The 16,962-nt window shown below is 53.8% G+C and carries 15 protein-coding genes; 8 read left to right on the top strand and 7 right to left on the bottom strand.

Translation table 11 applies throughout. The features are described 5' to 3' along the window. The first annotated feature begins 45 nt into the window (after nucleotides 1-45). From sra to KE671_RS15125, 5 genes are all read left to right on the top strand, one after another. Nucleotides 46-189, top strand: a complete 144-nt coding sequence (gene sra / locus KE671_RS15145; RefSeq protein ID WP_061077521.1) for a stationary-phase-induced ribosome-associated protein — start codon at nucleotides 46-48, stop codon at nucleotides 187-189. A 170-nt stretch (nucleotides 190-359) separates the two neighbouring features. Further along, nucleotides 360-2,057 (top strand): NAD-dependent malic enzyme, encoded by a 1,698-nt coding sequence (gene maeA / locus KE671_RS15140; RefSeq protein ID WP_206163609.1) that lies wholly within the window; start codon nucleotides 360-362, stop codon nucleotides 2,055-2,057. A 310-nt stretch (nucleotides 2,058-2,367) separates the two neighbouring features. After that, nucleotides 2,368-4,083 (top strand): ABC-F family ATP-binding cassette domain-containing protein, encoded by a 1,716-nt coding sequence (locus KE671_RS15135; RefSeq protein ID WP_206163608.1) that lies wholly within the window; start codon nucleotides 2,368-2,370, stop codon nucleotides 4,081-4,083. A 179-nt stretch (nucleotides 4,084-4,262) separates the two neighbouring features. Then, entirely contained in the window at nucleotides 4,263-4,541 is a 279-nt protein-coding gene (locus tag KE671_RS15130) for a type II toxin-antitoxin system RelE/ParE family toxin (RefSeq protein WP_206163714.1), read from the top strand. Next, nucleotides 4,541-4,825, top strand: coding sequence for a HigA family addiction module antitoxin (locus tag KE671_RS15125; RefSeq protein WP_206163607.1), 285 nt, complete (start codon nucleotides 4,541-4,543; stop codon nucleotides 4,823-4,825). The genes KE671_RS15130 and KE671_RS15125 overlap by 1 nt, the downstream gene beginning before the upstream one ends. Before the next feature lie 44 nt (nucleotides 4,826-4,869). Here KE671_RS15125 and KE671_RS15120 read toward each other — a convergent pair whose 3' ends face one another. The 4 genes from KE671_RS15120 to fdnG all read right to left on the bottom strand — a co-directional run bounded on the left by KE671_RS15120 (nucleotide 4,870) and on the right by fdnG (nucleotide 10,191). Beyond that, on the bottom strand, nucleotides 4,870-5,472 hold the full coding sequence (locus tag KE671_RS15120; RefSeq protein ID WP_206163606.1) for an inorganic diphosphatase: 603 nt from the start codon (nucleotides 5,470-5,472) through the stop codon (nucleotides 4,870-4,872). Nucleotides 5,473-5,597: 125 nt separating this feature from the next. Continuing rightward, nucleotides 5,598-6,254 (bottom strand): formate dehydrogenase-N subunit gamma, encoded by a 657-nt coding sequence (gene fdnI, locus KE671_RS15115; protein ID WP_206163605.1) that lies wholly within the window; start codon nucleotides 6,252-6,254, stop codon nucleotides 5,598-5,600. Then, nucleotides 6,247-7,131: a formate dehydrogenase subunit beta gene (fdxH, locus tag KE671_RS15110; RefSeq protein ID WP_206163604.1), complete on the bottom strand. Its 885-nt coding sequence runs from the start codon at nucleotides 7,129-7,131 to the stop codon at nucleotides 6,247-6,249. Before fdxH ends, fdnI begins: the two co-directional genes overlap by 8 nt. A 12-nt stretch (nucleotides 7,132-7,143) precedes the next feature. Then, nucleotides 7,144-10,191 (bottom strand): formate dehydrogenase-N subunit alpha, encoded by a 3,048-nt coding sequence (gene fdnG, locus KE671_RS15105; RefSeq protein ID WP_206163603.1) that lies wholly within the window; start codon nucleotides 10,189-10,191, stop codon nucleotides 7,144-7,146. 235 nt (nucleotides 10,192-10,426) lie between these two features. Here fdnG and yddG point away from each other — a divergent pair, with 235 nt between their 5' ends. The 3 genes from yddG (at nucleotide 10,427) to KE671_RS15090 (ending at nucleotide 13,456) form a co-directional block, all read left to right on the top strand. Beyond that, nucleotides 10,427-11,308 (top strand): aromatic amino acid DMT transporter YddG, encoded by an 882-nt coding sequence (gene yddG / locus KE671_RS15100; RefSeq protein ID WP_206163602.1) that lies wholly within the window; start codon nucleotides 10,427-10,429, stop codon nucleotides 11,306-11,308. 545 nt (nucleotides 11,309-11,853) lie between these two features. Beyond that, nucleotides 11,854-12,930, top strand: coding sequence for a porin OmpC (gene ompC / locus KE671_RS15095; RefSeq protein WP_044257932.1), 1,077 nt, complete (start codon nucleotides 11,854-11,856; stop codon nucleotides 12,928-12,930). 154 nt (nucleotides 12,931-13,084) lie between these two features. After that, nucleotides 13,085-13,456 carry a GFA family protein gene (locus tag KE671_RS15090; protein ID WP_283093115.1) on the top strand — a complete coding sequence of 124 codons (372 nt, stop codon included), beginning with the start codon at nucleotides 13,085-13,087 and terminating at the stop codon, nucleotides 13,454-13,456. 1 nt (nucleotide 13,457) lies between these two features. Here the strand turns inward: KE671_RS15090 and KE671_RS15085 are convergent, their stop codons facing one another. From KE671_RS15085 to benC, 3 genes are all read right to left on the bottom strand, one after another. Next, the gene (locus KE671_RS15085; protein WP_206163600.1) at nucleotides 13,458-14,945 is read right to left on the bottom strand and encodes an MFS transporter; all 1,488 of its coding nucleotides are present in this window, start codon (nucleotides 14,943-14,945) and stop codon (nucleotides 13,458-13,460) included. 210 nt (nucleotides 14,946-15,155) lie between these two features. Beyond that, nucleotides 15,156-15,929: a benzoate diol dehydrogenase BenD gene (benD, locus tag KE671_RS15080; protein WP_206163599.1), complete on the bottom strand. Its 774-nt coding sequence runs from the start codon at nucleotides 15,927-15,929 to the stop codon at nucleotides 15,156-15,158. 9 nt (nucleotides 15,930-15,938) lie between these two features. After that, a complete protein-coding gene (gene benC / locus KE671_RS15075) occupies nucleotides 15,939-16,955 on the bottom strand; it encodes a benzoate 1,2-dioxygenase electron transfer component BenC (RefSeq protein WP_206163598.1) in 1,017 nt (338 codons plus the stop codon). Nucleotides 16,956-16,962: the final 7 nt, after the last annotated feature.

Genomic DNA, 16,962 nt, shown 5'->3' with positions numbered 1-16,962 from the left:
TTGCGAATTTGTCCTTAAAACCATTAACAGGATTGAGGAGTTAGAATGAAATCGAACCGTCAGGCCCGTCATATTCTTGGACTGGACCATAAAATCTCCAATCAGCGCAAAGTAGTGACTGAAGGTGAAAAATCCAGCGTGGTGAACAACCCTACCGGCAGAAAACGCCACGCAGACAGCAAAAAGTAAGCGCACAGCCCGAATATGACGATAAACACCATCGCAAACGCGATGGTGTTTTTGCTTACAAAAGCCTTAATCCATGCGCGATGCTTTATACTCTTTGCCCGATGCCCTGGTGGAATGGCAACACATTATAAAAATGCCAGGGACGGATATTCAAAAAAAGAGTGAGTGACATGGAAACCAAAAGCAAAAAACTGCGTTCCCTTTATATCCCTTACGCTGGCCCGGTATTACTGGAATTCCCCTTACTGAATAAAGGCAGTGCTTTCAGTATGGAAGAGCGCCGTAACTTCAACCTGCTGGGGTTACTGCCGGAAGTGGTCGAGTCGATTGAAGAACAGGCAGAACGTGCCTGGATCCAGTATCAGGGATTCAAAACGGAAATCGACAAACATATCTACCTGCGCAATATCCAGGATACCAACGAAACCCTGTTCTACCGCCTGGTTCACAACCATCTTGATGAGATGATGCCGGTGATCTATACCCCAACGGTAGGCGCAGCCTGTGAACGTTTCTCTGAGATTTATCGTCGCGCGCGCGGCGTCTTCATCTCTTACCAGAACCGCCACAACATGGATGACATCCTGCAAAACGTCCCCAACCACAACATCAAAGTGATCGTGGTGACTGACGGCGAGCGTATCCTGGGTCTTGGCGATCAGGGGATCGGCGGGATGGGCATTCCGATTGGTAAGCTCTCGCTGTATACGGCCTGCGGCGGCATCAGCCCGGCCTACACCCTGCCGGTCGTGCTGGATGTGGGAACGAATAACCCGCAACTGCTCAACGATCCGTTATACATGGGCTGGCGCAATCCGCGCATCACCGACGACGAATATTATGCGTTTGTCGATGAATTCATTCAGGCCGTTAAGCACCGCTGGCCGGACGTTCTTCTGCAGTTCGAAGACTTCGCGCAGAAAAACGCCATGCCGCTGCTTAATCGCTATCGCGACGAAATCTGTTCGTTCAACGACGATATTCAGGGCACTGCCGCGGTAACCGTCGGCACGCTAATTGCTGCCAGCCGGGCGGCAGGCAGCCAGCTCAGCGAACAGAAAATTGTCTTCCTCGGCGCGGGTTCAGCCGGTTGCGGTATCGCCGAACAGATTATTGCTCAGATCCAGCGAGAAGGATTGAGTGAAGAGGCCGCGCGCCAGAGAGTCTTCATGGTGGATCGCTTTGGCCTGCTGACCGACCAGATGCCAAATCTGCTCTCTTTCCAGACCAAACTGGTGCAGAAACGTGAAAATCTGCAAGGGTGGGATACCGACAACGACGTGCTGTCGCTGCTTGATGTGGTCCGTAACGTTAAGCCCGATATTCTGATCGGCGTTTCCGGACAAACCGGTCTGTTCACCGAAGAGATCATCCGCGAAATGCACAAGCATTGCTCGCGGCCGATCGTGATGCCGCTGTCTAACCCCACCTCGCGTGTGGAAGCGACGCCGCAGGACATCATCGCCTGGACCGAAGGTAACGCGCTGGTCGCTACCGGTAGCCCGTTTATGCCGGTGGTCTGGAAGGACAATATCTATCCCATCGCCCAGTGTAATAACGCCTATATTTTCCCGGGGATTGGGCTGGGCGTGATTGCCTCCGGCGCCTCGCGCATTACCGATGAGATGCTGATGTCCGCCAGTGAAACGCTGGCCCAGTACTCGCCGCTGGTGCTTAACGGTGAAGGTCTGGTGTTGCCGGAACTGAAAGACATTCAGACCGTTTCGCGCGCCATTGCGTTTGCCGTCGGGAAAATGGCGCAGCAACAGGGCGTGGCGGTGAAAACCTCCGCTGAAGCGTTGTTACAAGCTATCGAAGATAACTTCTGGCAGGCGGAATATCGCGACTATCGTCGTACCTCTATCTGACGAACTTGCCCGGTGGCGCACGCTGCCGGGCCTTCAGGCTTGCGCTGTCCCATCACTTGCGCTTACACTTTCACCATCAATTAACATTCGAATAAATAAAAGGAGGATACTTATGCTGTACTGTGAACGATTGATCGTTTCACATGCTTTTGGCGATCGCCAGTGCTCAAGCGTTATCGGTATCGTGCTGCGATAACTTCTGCTTGAGCGAAGCTAACTTCTGAATTCCCCCTTCTCTCGGGCTTACCGGGTTATCGTCAGCGATGTTTGACGAGGCGTTATGACGCCTGTAACTCTTGAGTAAGCAACAATGAGCACATTACTAACCGCACAATCCCTGCACGTTGATACCGCGTTCGGCACGCTTTTCGACGATCTGACGTTTACCCTGAAAAAAGGCGATCGCATTGGGCTTATCGGCTACAACGGCTGCGGTAAAAGCACGCTGTTGAAAGTTCTCGATGGTTCGATTGCCCCGACCAGCGGCACCCTGGCACTAGCGAACCACTGCCATCTCGCCCGTGTCGAGCAGCACTTGCCCGACGCGATCCTGCCGCTGACGTTACAGGACGCCGTTCTGGTACAACTTCCAGAACACGAACGGGCCAGCCAGCTTTGGCAGGTCGAGGCGTTACTTGCGCAAATGGGCTTCAGTTTTCAGGATCGGCAATTAACTGCGCAAACCCTGAGTGGCGGCCAGCATACGCGTTTACTGCTGGCCCGTGCGCTGATGCGCCAGCCCGATCTCCTGCTGCTTGACGAACCTGGCAACCACCTGGATTTGCCGACCTTACTGTGGCTGGAACAGTTTCTACAGAACTGGTCAGGGAGTTTTGTGGTCGTTTCCCACGATCCGCAGTTGCTGGATGCGATCACGAACGGCACGTGGATCTTACGCGATCGCACCCTGCATACCTTTGCGTTACCCTGCAACAAGGCCCGTCAGGCGCTGGTTGAACGCGATGCCAGTGATGCGTTGCGCCATAAGGCGGAGCAAAAAGAGATCGATCGCGTCACCGCCAGTGCTAAACGGCTGGCAACCTGGGGCCGGGTGTATGATAACGAAGATCTGTCGCGCAAAGCGAAGCAAATGGAAAAACAGGTGTTACGTCTGAAGGAGAGTCAAACGGATCTGAGCGCAGGAAGTCAGTGGTCACTAACATTACAAGGAGACGCACTACGAGCAGACCGTCTGCTGGAATTATCGCACCTGTCGGTCATGCCTACCCCAGACGCGCCGACGCTGTTTACCATTGCGGGCTGCCGTCTGAAAAGCGGCGATCGGGTGGCGATCGTCGGTCGCAACGGTTGCGGAAAATCGTCGCTGTTAAAACTGATCTGGCAGCATTATCAGACGGAACAGGCGTCAGATTCGCTGCGTCTCCACCCTCGCGTAACGCTGGGCTACTACGATCAGACGCTGCATCAACTACCGGATGACGCGTCGTTGTTTGACGCCCTTGAGCCGTTCGCCCCGCAACCGGATATTCGCAAAATGGCGCTGATTAGCGCGGGCTTCCCGTGGATACGCCATGCGCAATCGGTCAGTACGTTAAGCGGCGGCGAGCGCTCTCGTTTACTGTTCGTCGGCCTGTCGCTGGCGCGCTATAGCCTGCTGATGCTGGATGAACCGACCAACCATCTGGATATGGAAGGGAAAGAGGCGCTGGCGCAGACCCTGCAAACCTTTGAAGGCGGCGTGCTGCTGGTCAGTCACGATCGTCAACTCATCAGCCAGAGCTGCAATCGGTTCTGGTTTATTGACGAGGGTGAACTGAGCGAATGGCACGATCTGGAAACGGTCTATGCCCGTATACGCCAAACCACGGAGGAACGCTCTGCGGTGGATGTGAATGATGGCGCTCCGCCTGTCGCAGAACATGTCGACGAGGAGCACCTGCTGGAAAAACTGCTGGTACTAGAACAACGTCTGGCGGAGGATCTGGCCCGTAAACCCAGGCACCAGAAGCCGCAGTTGCAGGCTCAGTGGCGTAAAGAGATAGACGACATCCTCACGCGTCTTTAACCCTCAATGCCCGGCAACGCGAGGTTTGCCGGGCAATTTGCGTAGCGCTTTCCAGTATTCATCCCCTCTCCTTTTCTCTTTCTTCATTTCGCCAGACAATCGCACACGCGATGGCGAAAATTGTTGCGCCGAACGGAACATAATGCTACTGTTCCTCAAGAAGGAACGAGGTGGAAAGGATGATCATGAACTTCCGGCACAAGGGATTACGCGACCTGTTTCTTCACGGTAAAACGTCAAGCGTGCTGGCAAAGCACGTCAAACGTTTGCGACACCGCCTCGCCGTGATTGACGCCGCAGGCTGCGTGAACGATATCAACATGCCCGGTTACCGACTGCATCCTCTGAGCGGCGATCGCGATGGCGTCTGGTCAATATCGGTTTCAGGCAACTGGCGTATGACGTTTGAATTCGTCAATGGCGATGCGTACATTCTGGATTACGAGGATTATCACTGATGAAAATGGCGAATCATCCCCGCCCCGGGGATATCATTCAGGAAGCGCTGGACGAACTGAACGTCAGTTTGCGTGAATTTGCCAGAGCAATGGAGATTGCGCCCTCAACGGCAAGTCGGTTACTCACGGGCAAAGCCGCCCTCACCCCGGAAATGGCGATCAAACTTTCGGTGGTGATCGGCAGCTCTCCGGAGATGTGGCTAAATCTGCAAAATACCTGGAGTCTGGCGCAAGCGCAAAAAAGCGTGGATATCTCTCACCTGCGGCGTCTGGCGGTGCAGTAATCGCGTTGACAGCCGGACTGGCAAACGCCGTCCGGCAAAATCACTTATTGCTGAGTTTTTTTCGCTTTCCAGGCGTCCCATGCCTGTTTGATTTCCTGCTTTGCGGTCGCTGCATCATTAAAGCCGTTCAGCTCCACTTTCTTACGTCCTTCCGGTAATTCTTTGTAGACGCGAAAGAACGATTCCAGGCGCTGAACCTCAATTTCAGGCAGGTCGGCCAGTTCCTTGATGTCGTCATACGTAGGATCAATTTTACTGGCTGGAACCGCCACAATTTTGTCATCCTTCTCGCCACCATCAATCATCTTCAGTACACCAATCGCACGCAGTTTAATCAGCGTTCCTGGTGCCATCGGGGCACGGGTGTAGAAAATCACATCCAGCGGATCGCCATCACCTGCCAGCGACTGGGTCAGCGAGCCGTAGTTTGCCGGATAGGCAACCGGCATTGACTGAAAGCGGTCCGCGAAGATAAACCCGGTTTTAGCGTCGGTTTCATATTTAATGATCCCGCCAGCCGGGATTTCCGTCACGGCATAAAATTCTTCAGGATTGTTCTCCGGTTGTGGAAACTCGAGGACGTTCTGCGCCTGAACTGACGCGGAAAGAAGTACGCTCACAGCGAGCAATTTTTTGACCAGATGCATTGTCGGTTAACTCTTCGGTTATTTGTGAAGACAACACGTTACGTTTGGACGATGACAGTCTCATGACGTTTTTATGGCAAAAAAAAAGGCGCTACCGTTGTAGCGCCTTGTCGGTAAAGAAAGTATTAATTTAATCCTTCTTCACTCTCTTTTTTCGCTTCTGCCTTCTCGATGTCACGGTACCAGCGCGGGTGGTGTTTCTTCGCCCAGCGGCGACTCACCTTCCCTTCAACCATCCCTTTAATCGATCCTTTCACCCAAAATGCCATATACATATGAATGAGGATGGCGTGGATCAGAATGATCCCTGCCGCCGCGTGGATCAGCAGACTGTAACGCACCACCTGCATCGGGAAGTACTGCGCAAAATAGGGACGCCAGATAATCACGCCGGTCACCAGCAGCACGAAAATCATGCTCATGATCGACCAGAACATCATCTTCTGTCCGGCGTTATATTTGCCGACATCCGCCACTTTGTGTTCGTTGCCTTTCAGCACTTCGACAATGTTTTTCAGCCACGGAAGGTCTTTCTTATCCGGGATGTTGTGGTGAACGAAGCGGACAAACATGAACATCAGCGCGATGAAGATCGCAACGCCAAAGAACGGATGCAAAATGCGTCCCATCTGCGGCGTACCGAAAGTTTGCGTCAGCCATTGCAGCGTCGGGAAGAAAAATGAAATCCCCGACAGCGCCACCAGGAAGAAGCAAATCACCACCGTCCAGTGACAGGCGCGATCGATGAACTTCGTGCGCACAATCATTTTCGACTTACTCATGATGGTCCTCCTCGTCATCGTCCACTTCTTTATTCGGGCCTATACCGATGTAGTGATAGATCAGCCCGGCAAAGGTAGCGATAAATCCGGCGGCCGCCAGTGGCTTGAGCGCCCCTTTCCACAGATTGATAGAGGTGTCGACTTTCGGCTCGTTCGGTAAACCGTGGTAGAGCTCCGGCTGATTCGCGTGATGCAGGACATACATCACATGCGTACCGCCGACGCCCTGTGGGTTATAGACGCCGGCATGTTCGTAGCCGCGCGCTTTCAGCTTCGCGACGCGCTGCTCGCCCATTTCCAGCATCTCTTGTTTGGTGCCGAAATGAATCGCCCCGGTCGGACAGGTTTTGACACAGGCCGGTTCCTGGCCCACGCTGACGCGATCGACACAGAGTGTACATTTATAAACACGGTTGTCCTCTTTATTGAGGCGCGGAATATTAAACGGACACCCGGCAATGCAGTAGCCGCAGCCAATGCAGTGTTCGGACTGAAAATCGACAATCCCGTTGGCATACTGGATGATCGCCCCCGCGGACGGGCATGCCTTCAGGCAGCCCGGATCTTCACAGTGCATACAGCCGTCTTTACGAATCAGCCACTCCAGTTTGCCGTTCTGCTCAGTTTCGCTAAAACGCATCACCGTCCAGGACTTGGCGCTGAGATCAGCGGGGTTATCGTACACCCCGACGCAGTGCCCTACGTCGTCACGGATGTCGTTCCACTCAGAGCAGGCCACCTGGCAGGCTTTGCAGCCCACGCAGGAGGAGACGTCAATGAGCTTGGCGACCTCGGCTTTGTAATCACGCGCCTGCGGCGGCGGCGTGATCGCGTTTGTTGCGGACTTTTTGATGATGTCCTGCGTTTCCAAAGACATATGCTCGCCCCCTTACGCCTTCTCGATGTTAACTAAAAACGCTTTGTACTCCGGCGTTTGCGAGTTTGAATCACCGACGTTTGGCGTCAGGGTGTTGGCGATATAGCCTTTTCGCGCCACCCCCTCAAAGCCCCAGTGCAGCGGGATCCCGACGGTTTCAACCTGCTGACCGTTGACGTGCAGCGTACGCAGACGACGTGTCACCACCGCAACCGCACGAATGAATCCACGCTTGCTGCTTACCTTCACGTAGTCGCCGTTGCCAATGCCTTTGGCGGCAGCCAACGTTTCGCTGATTTCCACAAACTGTTCCGGCTGCGCAATGGCGTTCAACAGCGCGTGCTTGGTCCAGGTGTGGAAGTGTTCGGTCAGACGATAGGTCGTTCCGACATACGGGAACGCGTCCTTCTTCCCTAAGCGCAGCACGTCATCTTCATAGATGCGCACGACCGGGCTGGAGACCACGTTCGGATGCAGCGGGTTAGTGCCCAGCGGCGTTTCCATCGGCTCGTAGTGTTCCGGGAACGGACCTTCCGCCAGTTTATCAAGGGCAAACAGGCGTCCCATCCCTTCCGGCTGCATGATAAACGGCCCGGTTGCGCTGCCTGGAGGCGCGGTGTTGAAGTCCGGGATATCGTTACCCGTCCATTTCGCCCCGTCCCACTGGATCAGCATGCGTTTTGCATCCCACGGCTTACCGTTGATATCCGCTGAGGCGCGGTTATACAGCACGCGACGGTTGAGCGGCCATGCCCATGCCCAACCCAGCGTATTGCCCAACCCTGACGGGTCGGCATTGTCGCGGTTGGCCATCTGGTTGCCTTTCTCCGTCCAGCTACCGGTGTAGATCCAGCAGGAAGACGAGGTCGTACCGTCATCACGCAGTTGTGCGAAGCTGGTGAGCAGTTGCCCTTTCTTCGCAATCAGCACACCGTTGGCGTCATAGAGATCGGCCAACGCATAACCATTGTTCTCTTTCGCCACCTCTTCTGACTCTGGGTGATCCGGCTGTTTGTAGTCCCAGCGCATTTTCAGTAGCGGCTCTACGCCTTTCCCGCCCTCTGTGCGGTACAGCTCGCGCAGACGATGGAAAAGCCCGGCCAGAATTTCGCCGTCGTTACGCGCTTCACCCGGCGCATCCTGCCCTTTCCAGTGCCACTGTAGCCAGCGTCCGGAGTTGGCGATAGAACCATCTTCTTCAGCAAAACAGGTGGACGGCAGACGAAACACTTCGGTCTGAATCGACGCCGGATCGACATCGTTCGACTCGCCGTGGTTCTGCCAGAAGGTTGAGGTTTCGGTCACCAGCGGATCGATCACCACCATATACTTCAGCTTGCTCAGGCTGCGAACCACTTTGTTTTTGTCCGGGAAGGACGCCACCGGGTTAAAGCCCTGACAGATGTAGCCGGTGACTTTCCCGCTATCCATCATGTTGAAGTATTTAATGACGTCGTAGGCCTGATCCCATTTCGGCAACCAGTCAAAGCCCCAGTCATTCTCTTTCTGCGCATCATCGCCGTAGAACGATTTCATCAGGCTGACGGCAAACTTCGGATAGTTGCTCCAGTAGTTCACCTGGTCCGCCAGCGTGGCTTTTGGCGTGTTGGCGTTCAGCCAGGTCTGCCAGTCGCCCTGCTTTTCCGACGGCAGCGTCAGATAGCCAGGCAGGCTGGTTGAAAGCAGTCCGAGGTCGGTTAACCCCTGAATATTGGAGTGACCGCGCAGGGCGTTCACGCCGCCGCCGGCCATCCCCATATTGCCGAGCAGCAACTGAATCATCGCCATCGTACGGATGTTCTGCGCCCCGACGGTATGTTGCGTCCAGCCCAGCGCATACAGGAACGTGGTGGTACGATCCGCCGCGCTGGTGGAGGCCAGCACGTCACACACTTTCAGGAAGTCAGCCTTCGGCGTCCCGCAGATGTTCTCGACGACGTCCGGCGTGTAGCGGGAAACGTGCTGTTTCAGCAGATTCCATACGCAACGAGGATGCGTCAGAGTTTCATCGCGTTTGGCATAGCCGTTTTCATCGAACTGGTAGTTCCAGGACGACTTATCGTACTGCCGTTTTTTCGCGTCATAACCGCTGAATAAACCGTCATCAAAGGTAAAATCATCCCGCACCAGCAGGCTGGCGTTGGTGTAATGGCGGACGTATTCGGCGTTAATCTGGTTATTTTCAATCAGATACCGCAGCACACCGGACAGGAACGTAATGTCCGTGCCGGAGCGAATCGGCGCATAAATGTCCGCAACCGACGCGGTACGGGTAAAACGGGGATCGACAACAATCAGCGTGGCGTCATTGTTGTTCTTCGCTTCCATCGCCCAGCGGAAACCCACTGGATGGGCCTCAGCGGCGTTACCGCCCATCACCATCACGACGTTCGCGTTTTTGATATCAACCCAGTGGTTGGTCATCGCACCGCGACCAAATGTTGGAGCAAGACTTGCTACCGTTGGTCCGTGTCAGACGCGCGCCTGGTTGTCTACGGCCAGCATGCCCAGTGAGCGCACAAATTTTTGCGTCAGCATGCCGGTTTCATTACTGGCAGCGGAGGCGCAGAGCATCCCCGTGGAAAGCCAGCGGTTTACCGTTACGCCCTGTTCATTTTTCTCGATAAAGTTGGCGTCGCGGTCGGCTTTCATCAGTTTTGCAATGCGGGTCAGCGCATCATCCCAGCTAATGCGTTGCCATTTGTCTGAACCTGGTGCGCGGTATTCCGGGTAACGAAGGCGGTTTTCGCTATGAATGTAATCCAACAGACCGGCACCCTTCGGACACAATGCGCCCCGGCTCACCGGATGATCCGGATCCCCTTCGATATGATAAAGCGCTTCTTTGGCGTTTTTTGCTCCATCTCCCAGGCTATACATTAATAGCCCGCAACCTACGGAACAGTATGTGCAGGTGTTTCGGATCTCTTTCGCGCGCAGCAGTTTATAATTTCGCGATTGAGCCAGTGCCATTTTGGGGGTAAATCCCAGCGCAGCAACTGTTGTTCCAGCCATACCGCCCGCGCAGATTTTAAAAAACTTTCTGCGGCTGACGTTCATTGCTTTCCCTCTTTTTCCAGAGTTGTCGTGTCGCCGAGGAAACTATCAGCAATACCCATATTTTTTTTGAGTCAAATCAATAACGAAACGGTTCCGCTACTAAATAGTCCCAATTGTCGGTTTTATATACCACCAAGGGAGTAATTCCGTTCAATTTTCGTCTGGGTAATTTCGCTAAAAAAGTGCTATATATTCCAGCTTCTTTTTAGATAAGGCATGGGAAGCGGCAAACAGAATGACGAAACAAAAGGCAACGCTGATAGGACTTATTGCCATTGTGTTGTGGAGTACAATGGTGGGCCTGATTCGTGGCGTTAGTGAAGGTCTTGGGCCCGTCGGCGGTGCGGCAGCAATCTATTCATTAAGTGGACTGCTGCTGATATTTACCGTGGGATTTCCCAATATCCGTCGTTTCCCTGTTGGTTATTTGATCGCCGGTAGCGTGCTGTTTGTCAGTTATGAAATATGTCTGGCGTTGTCGTTGGGTTATGCCGCTACGCGTCATCAGGCGATTGAAGTCGGTATGGTCAATTATTTATGGCCAAGTCTGACTATTTTATTCGCAATTCTGTTTAATGGTCAAAAAACCACCTGGATAATCGTCCCCGGATTACTGCTCGCGATAACCGGTATTTGCTGGGTATTGGGTGGTGAAAACGGTCTGAATGCCGGTGAAATTATCAGCAATATCACCAGCAGTCCACTGAGCTATTTTCTCGCTTTCCTCGGCGCCTTTATCTGGGCAACATACTGTACCGTGACCAATAAATATGCGCGAGGGTTTAACGGCATTACGGTTTTCGTTTTACTCACAGCACTCAGTTTATGGGTTCACTATTTTTTGACGCCACAGCCTGAAATGATGTTCAGCACACCGGTCATAATAAAACTTGTCTCTGCCGCTCTGACGTTGGGTTTTGCCTATGCGGCCTGGAACGTGGGGATTTTACACGGGAATGTCACCATCATGGCGGTGGGATCGTATTTCACGCCGGTGCTGTCGTCAGCGCTGGCAGCCGTGCTGCTGAGCGCCCCGCTGTCGCTCTCTTTCTGGCAGGGTGCCATCATGGTCTGCGTCGGCTCGCTGCTCTGCTGGTGGGCCACTCGTCGCGCGTAACGCTCTCCCGGGTTGGTACGCTTTTCTGGCCCGGGCTTCGCCTTCATGTGATAAATCGTCACTTGCCCATTCTTAAGATATTTATCTTTTGTTGGAAAATTCTTATTTGATTTTTTTGACGACTCAACCATACCTTTATTAAACGCTGGAATCGGGTTTATTTATTTCATGAAAATTTAAAAATCATTCTTTAAACTTATGTTAAATATATGATAACAAGTCGCTAATAAATTAGAGATTTACATTACTTAACAATTATTAATCTGTATATAGTACACATTGACAACTAACTCATATAATAACCAATTGGCGGTATATAATCCCCTGCGAAAATATTGCGCACAAGGTTATTTCTAAGAATTTCTCCGGCTCAGATTTAACTTAAGGCGATCTGGATCACACAAATAGAAATAATCTGCAATTACATGAAACTTATTATTGAATTAGTACTGCTGCGTACTTTAAAAATAGTTTGCCATTGAGAAACACATTCGATCGACAATGGTTCAGGAATCACACCAAGAAAATTATAAGGATTGTTAACAATGAAACTTAAATTAGTTGCAGTGGCAGTGACTAGCCTGTTGGCAGCAGGCGTCGTGAATGCGGCAGAAGTGTACAACAAAGACGGCAACAAACTGGATCTGTACGGTAAAGTTACCGCTCTGCACTACTTCTCCGACAATGACGGCGATGATGGCGACAAAACTTATGCACGTCTGGGTTTCAAAGGCGAAACGCAGATCAACGATCAACTGACCGGTTTCGGCCAGTGGGAATATGAATTCAAAGGCAACAACGACGAAGCCAATGGCAACAAAGGCAACAAAACTCGTCTGGCATTTGCTGGTCTGAAATTTGCTGAGTTCGGTTCTTTCGACTACGGCCGTAACTACGGTGTGGCATATGACGTTGGCGCATGGACCGACGTTCTGCCTGAGTTCGGTGGTGACACCTGGACCCAGACTGATAACTTCATGACCGCACGTACCACTGGCGTTGCAACCTACCGTAACACTGACTTCTTCGGTCTGGTTGAAGGCTGGAACTTCGCGCTGCAGTATCAGGGTAAAAACGACCGTGGCGACGAAGTTAAAGCGAACGGTGACGGCTTCGGTCTGTCCACCAGCTATGAGTACGAAGGTTTTGCAGCAAGCGCCGCTTATGCGAAATCTGACCGTACTGATGACCAGGTTGCCTACGGTAACAACAGCCTGAACGCTTCCGGCGACAACGCTGAAGTGTGGGCTGCAGGCCTGAAATATGATGCGAACAACATCTACCTGGCAACTACCTACTCTGAAACTCGCAACATGACGCCGTTTGGCGATGATCATATCGCGAACAAAACTCAGAACTTTGAAGTTGTTGCTCAGTACCAGTTCGACTTCGGTCTGCGTCCGTCCCTGGCTTACCTGAAATCCAAAGGTAAAGACCTGGGTGCATGGGGCGATCAGGATCTGGTTGAATACGTTGATGTTGGCGCAACCTACTACTTCAACAAAAACATGTCTACCTATGTTGATTACAAAATCAACCTGATCGACGAAAGCAACTTTACTCGCGCTGCTGGTGTAGGCACTGACGACATCGTTGCCGTTGGTCTGACCTATCAGTTCTAATTTTTAGAATTGCGCTGTACAAAAGCCAGCCCACGATGGGCTGGTTTTTTTTCCCCGACGTTGAACCGGTCATAAGGAGCATGCCGTGCAAACCTACACAGGACGTTGCCTCTGCGGGCAGAGCCATTTTACTGTCGATGTCGAATCCCTTGATGTGTATGCCTGTCACTGTACGATTTGCCAGAAGTGGTCTGGTGGTATCGCCATGTATCTGGAAGCCTGCGGGCAACCGATGATGGATCCCGATGCACCCAACCCGGCTCATTTTGCATCATCGCCACGCGGCGAACGGGTTTTTTGTTCCGGCTGTGGTTGCCCACTGTGGATCAAGTTAACCGACACCGAGCGCTATTTCATTCCCTGGACACTGCTCGAATTTAACGAAGTCGATCGCCGTCGTCTGATCCTTGCTGCTGAGATTTATACCGAGACGCAACCCGCGTTCTGGCGACTCACAGGCCAATACGCCCGTCTGAGCGGCAAGGAAGTTGAAGAGCTGGATAACCGCTGCCAGTTCACCCACTGAGTTATTCACGCGCGGCCTTCGCCAGACTGAACCACATACCGACTGCCAGCAGGATCAACATGCTTCCGGCACTGCTTAATGCCACGCTATGCGACCAGGTAAAAGCCTGCTTCGCGGCCAGCAGAACGGGATCCGCCAATGCCGAAGGAAGCGTCTGCGCCAGTTGTACCGCTTCACCCATTGAGGACGAGGCGCGTTCTATTTCTCCGGCGTTCAGACCGTCAGGAAGCACAATTGATGCAGAGAAACTGCGGCTGAGCAACAGACCAAAGATAGCAATCCCCAGCCCCGCTCCCAGCTCATAGGCCATCGTTTCGATCGCCCCGGCCGCTGCCGCTTTCTCGGCGGGTGCCGCCGCCATGATCGCCGCCGTAGAGGCCAGCAGCGCGCTGGCGGCACTGAATCCCAGCAGCGCCATTAATACCCAGGCCTGGATTTGTTGGGTGCTGAAGTCTGTTGCTGCGAGTCCATAAAAACTCAGAGCGCTTAATGCCATTCCGCCGGTTGCCACTTTCCGCAGCCCCAGTCGGGATACCAGCATCCCGGCAATCGGGCCGCTGAAACCACTGGCCAACATCACCGGCAGCATAAACAATCCTGCCTGGTACGGCGTTAAGCCATGAACAAACTGCAATTCCTGCGCCATTAACAGCTCGAAACCGACCAACGTAATCATTGCCGTCATCGCCATCGCCACGCCACTTAAGATAATGCGATGGGTGAACAGGCGCATATCAATCATGGGACGACTCGCCGCCAGTTGAATGCGGACAAACTGCGCCAGCAGCAGTGCGCCACTCACCAGCGCCAGCGCGATAACGCCGGTGGCCATGTGCCCTTTCAGCGCCGTTTTCGCGCTGTAAACCAAAAGCAAAATCGCGACAATCAGCATAATGGCATGTCCCAGATTCAGCGACTGATCGCGACGTCCGGCCTGACGCGGAACATAGCGCGCAGTCAGCGCTACCACGACCAGAACAATCGGCACATTAATTAAAAACACGGAGCCCCAGTAGAAATGCTCAAGCAGTATCCCCCCTACCAGCGGGCCGAATGCCGCCCCGCCCGATCCCACTGCCGCCCAGACGCCAAGCGCCATGTTGCGGTGGCGTGCTTGCGAGAACGTGGCGCGGATCCCGGCCAGCGTCGCCGGCACGATCATCGCTGCGCCAATTGCCAGAATGGCCCGAGTGGCGATCAGCCAACTGGCGGTGTGGGCAAAGGCCGCAGCCAGTGACGCGAGACCGAACAGCGCCCCGCCGAGAATCAGCAGGCGTTTAAAACCGATGCGATCGCCAAGCGCCCCCATCGGCAGAACCATCCCTGCCATCACCAGCGAGTAAATATCAATGATCCACAACAGTTCGTTGCCACTGGCACCCAGCGTCATACTCAGCGTGGGTGCGGCAACGTGCAGCACCGTTGCATCAATCGCAACAGGAATGTAGACCAGCACAATAATCACTAACGTTAACCACTGACGAAACATAAAACTCCCGACAAAAACAAACTGGACACACGTCCAGCTTTGCTGATCCTACGGAAAATTGAACGCATGTCCAACTTTTTGTTCAGCGACGTGATTATCAGACAATGAGCGGTATTGAATTCGGGAATGATTTGACGTCAGTGAGAAGGATGGAACCCCAGGATAAAACAGTAAGCCGAACGCGGCGGTCGGCCTACTGAACGAACAACATCAGCCGAGATCGCCTCCGGCGACCGGTAAGGTGATACCGGTAATATAGCTGGCGTCATCGCTGGCGAGGAACAGGATCGCATTCGCCTGCTCTGCCAGCGTTCCATAGCGATGCATCAGACTGCTGTCGATCGTCTGATCAATCACCTGCTGATACCACGCCTGCTCCTGGGCGGAAGGGATTTCGTCATTACGTGGGACGAGACGCGCCGGGGCGTCGGTCCCGCCTGGCGCCACCGCATTGATGCGAATACCGCTGCCGCTGTATTCCATCGCAATCGACCGCGTTAACGCGTTTCCCCCCCCCTTCGCTGCTGAATATGGTACGCGGTTTACCCCGGCCGTGGCGACGGAAGAGATATTCACAATACTGCCGTGTCCCTGTTTCAGCATCCACGGGAGTGCCGCGCGGCAGCCCCACAGCGTTGGAAACAGCGAACGGCGGATCTCTTTCTCAATCTGACCAGGCTGGTATTCAGCAAACGGGCGGGCCCAGATAGTCCCACCGACGTTATTGACCAGCACGTCCAGCTGACCAAAATGCGCGACGCCTGTGGCAAAAACCTGTTCGGTGCTCTCCCACTGTTCCAGATCCGCTTCCAGCGCCAGCACCTGACACCCTTCTGACGCCAGTATGGCCGCCAGTTCATGGACGTGACGGGAACGATCGATGAGTAACAGTCGCGCCCCTTCATGCGCGGCCTGTATGGCGGTCTGGCGACCAATCCCCTGCGCCGCACCGGTAATGGCCACGACTTTATCGTTAAATCGCATTGAGACTCCTTATGCCGCCGCACTCTGGCTGGCGATAAATTTTTCGTACCAGAATCCGGCTGGCGTGATGCTCCGCTCGCGTAACGCCGTGGTGATGGCATTGACCATCGGCGGCGGACCACAAAGATAAATATCCACATCGCCCTGATTGAGCATCGCCTCACTGAGATGATCGGTGACAAACCCGCGCTGTGGGCAACCGCTTTGCGCGTCAGCGACTATCGGTAGCCAGCGGAAGTCAGCCAGTTTGTGTTCAAAAGCGTTCAGCGCGTCGGTTTTGACCAGGTCGACGTCGTAGGTCACGCCATACAGCAGTGTGACCTGCCGCGAGCTCTGCTGCGCGGTGAGCGTTTCCAGCATGGAAAGCATCGGAGCCAGCCCGGTACCGCCAGCTAGCATCAGCACCGGGCGTTCACCGTGGCGCAGATAAAAACTGCCCATCGGCCCGCTCAGCGTGACGGTGTCGCCGACTTGTCCGCGCTGGGTCAACCATTGACTCATCACCCCCCCGGGCACATTGCGGATCAGAAATCGCCCTTCGTCACTGCCCGGTAGCGAACTGAATGAGTAGGCGCGCTGCTGCATCGTCCCGGGTACCTGAATGTTGATGTACTGCCCGGACAGAAAATGGAGCGCGGTATCCTGGCGCACGACCAGTTCAATCGCCGTGTCGGAGAGCGCATTGATCGCCTGCACGGTGGCTTGGGTTGTTGTGATGCTGGTTTTACACTGCGCAGCGGCAACCGGTACGTCAATCACGCAGTCGCTGGAGGGGATCATCTGGCAGGTCAGCACCTGTCGTGCTTTGGCGTCATCATCGCTCAGCGCCTCTTCCAGAAAGTCCTCACCCAGCGCGTAATCACCGCTGGTACAGTGGCATTTACAGGTGCCGCAGACGCCGTCAGAGCAATCCATCGGCAGGTTTACCTTCTGCCGGTAAGCGGCATCCAGTACCTTCTCGCCTGCATTACACTGGATAAAGCGAGTGATGCCGTCCTCAAAATTGAGGGCAATCGTAAAACTCATAAGCACC

This window comes from Citrobacter amalonaticus (genome assembly GCF_018252635.1).
In the GTDB taxonomy this organism is placed as follows: Bacteria; Pseudomonadota; Gammaproteobacteria; order Enterobacterales; family Enterobacteriaceae; genus Citrobacter_A; species Citrobacter_A amalonaticus_E.
This window is presented reverse-complemented; position numbering and strand designations above follow the sequence as displayed.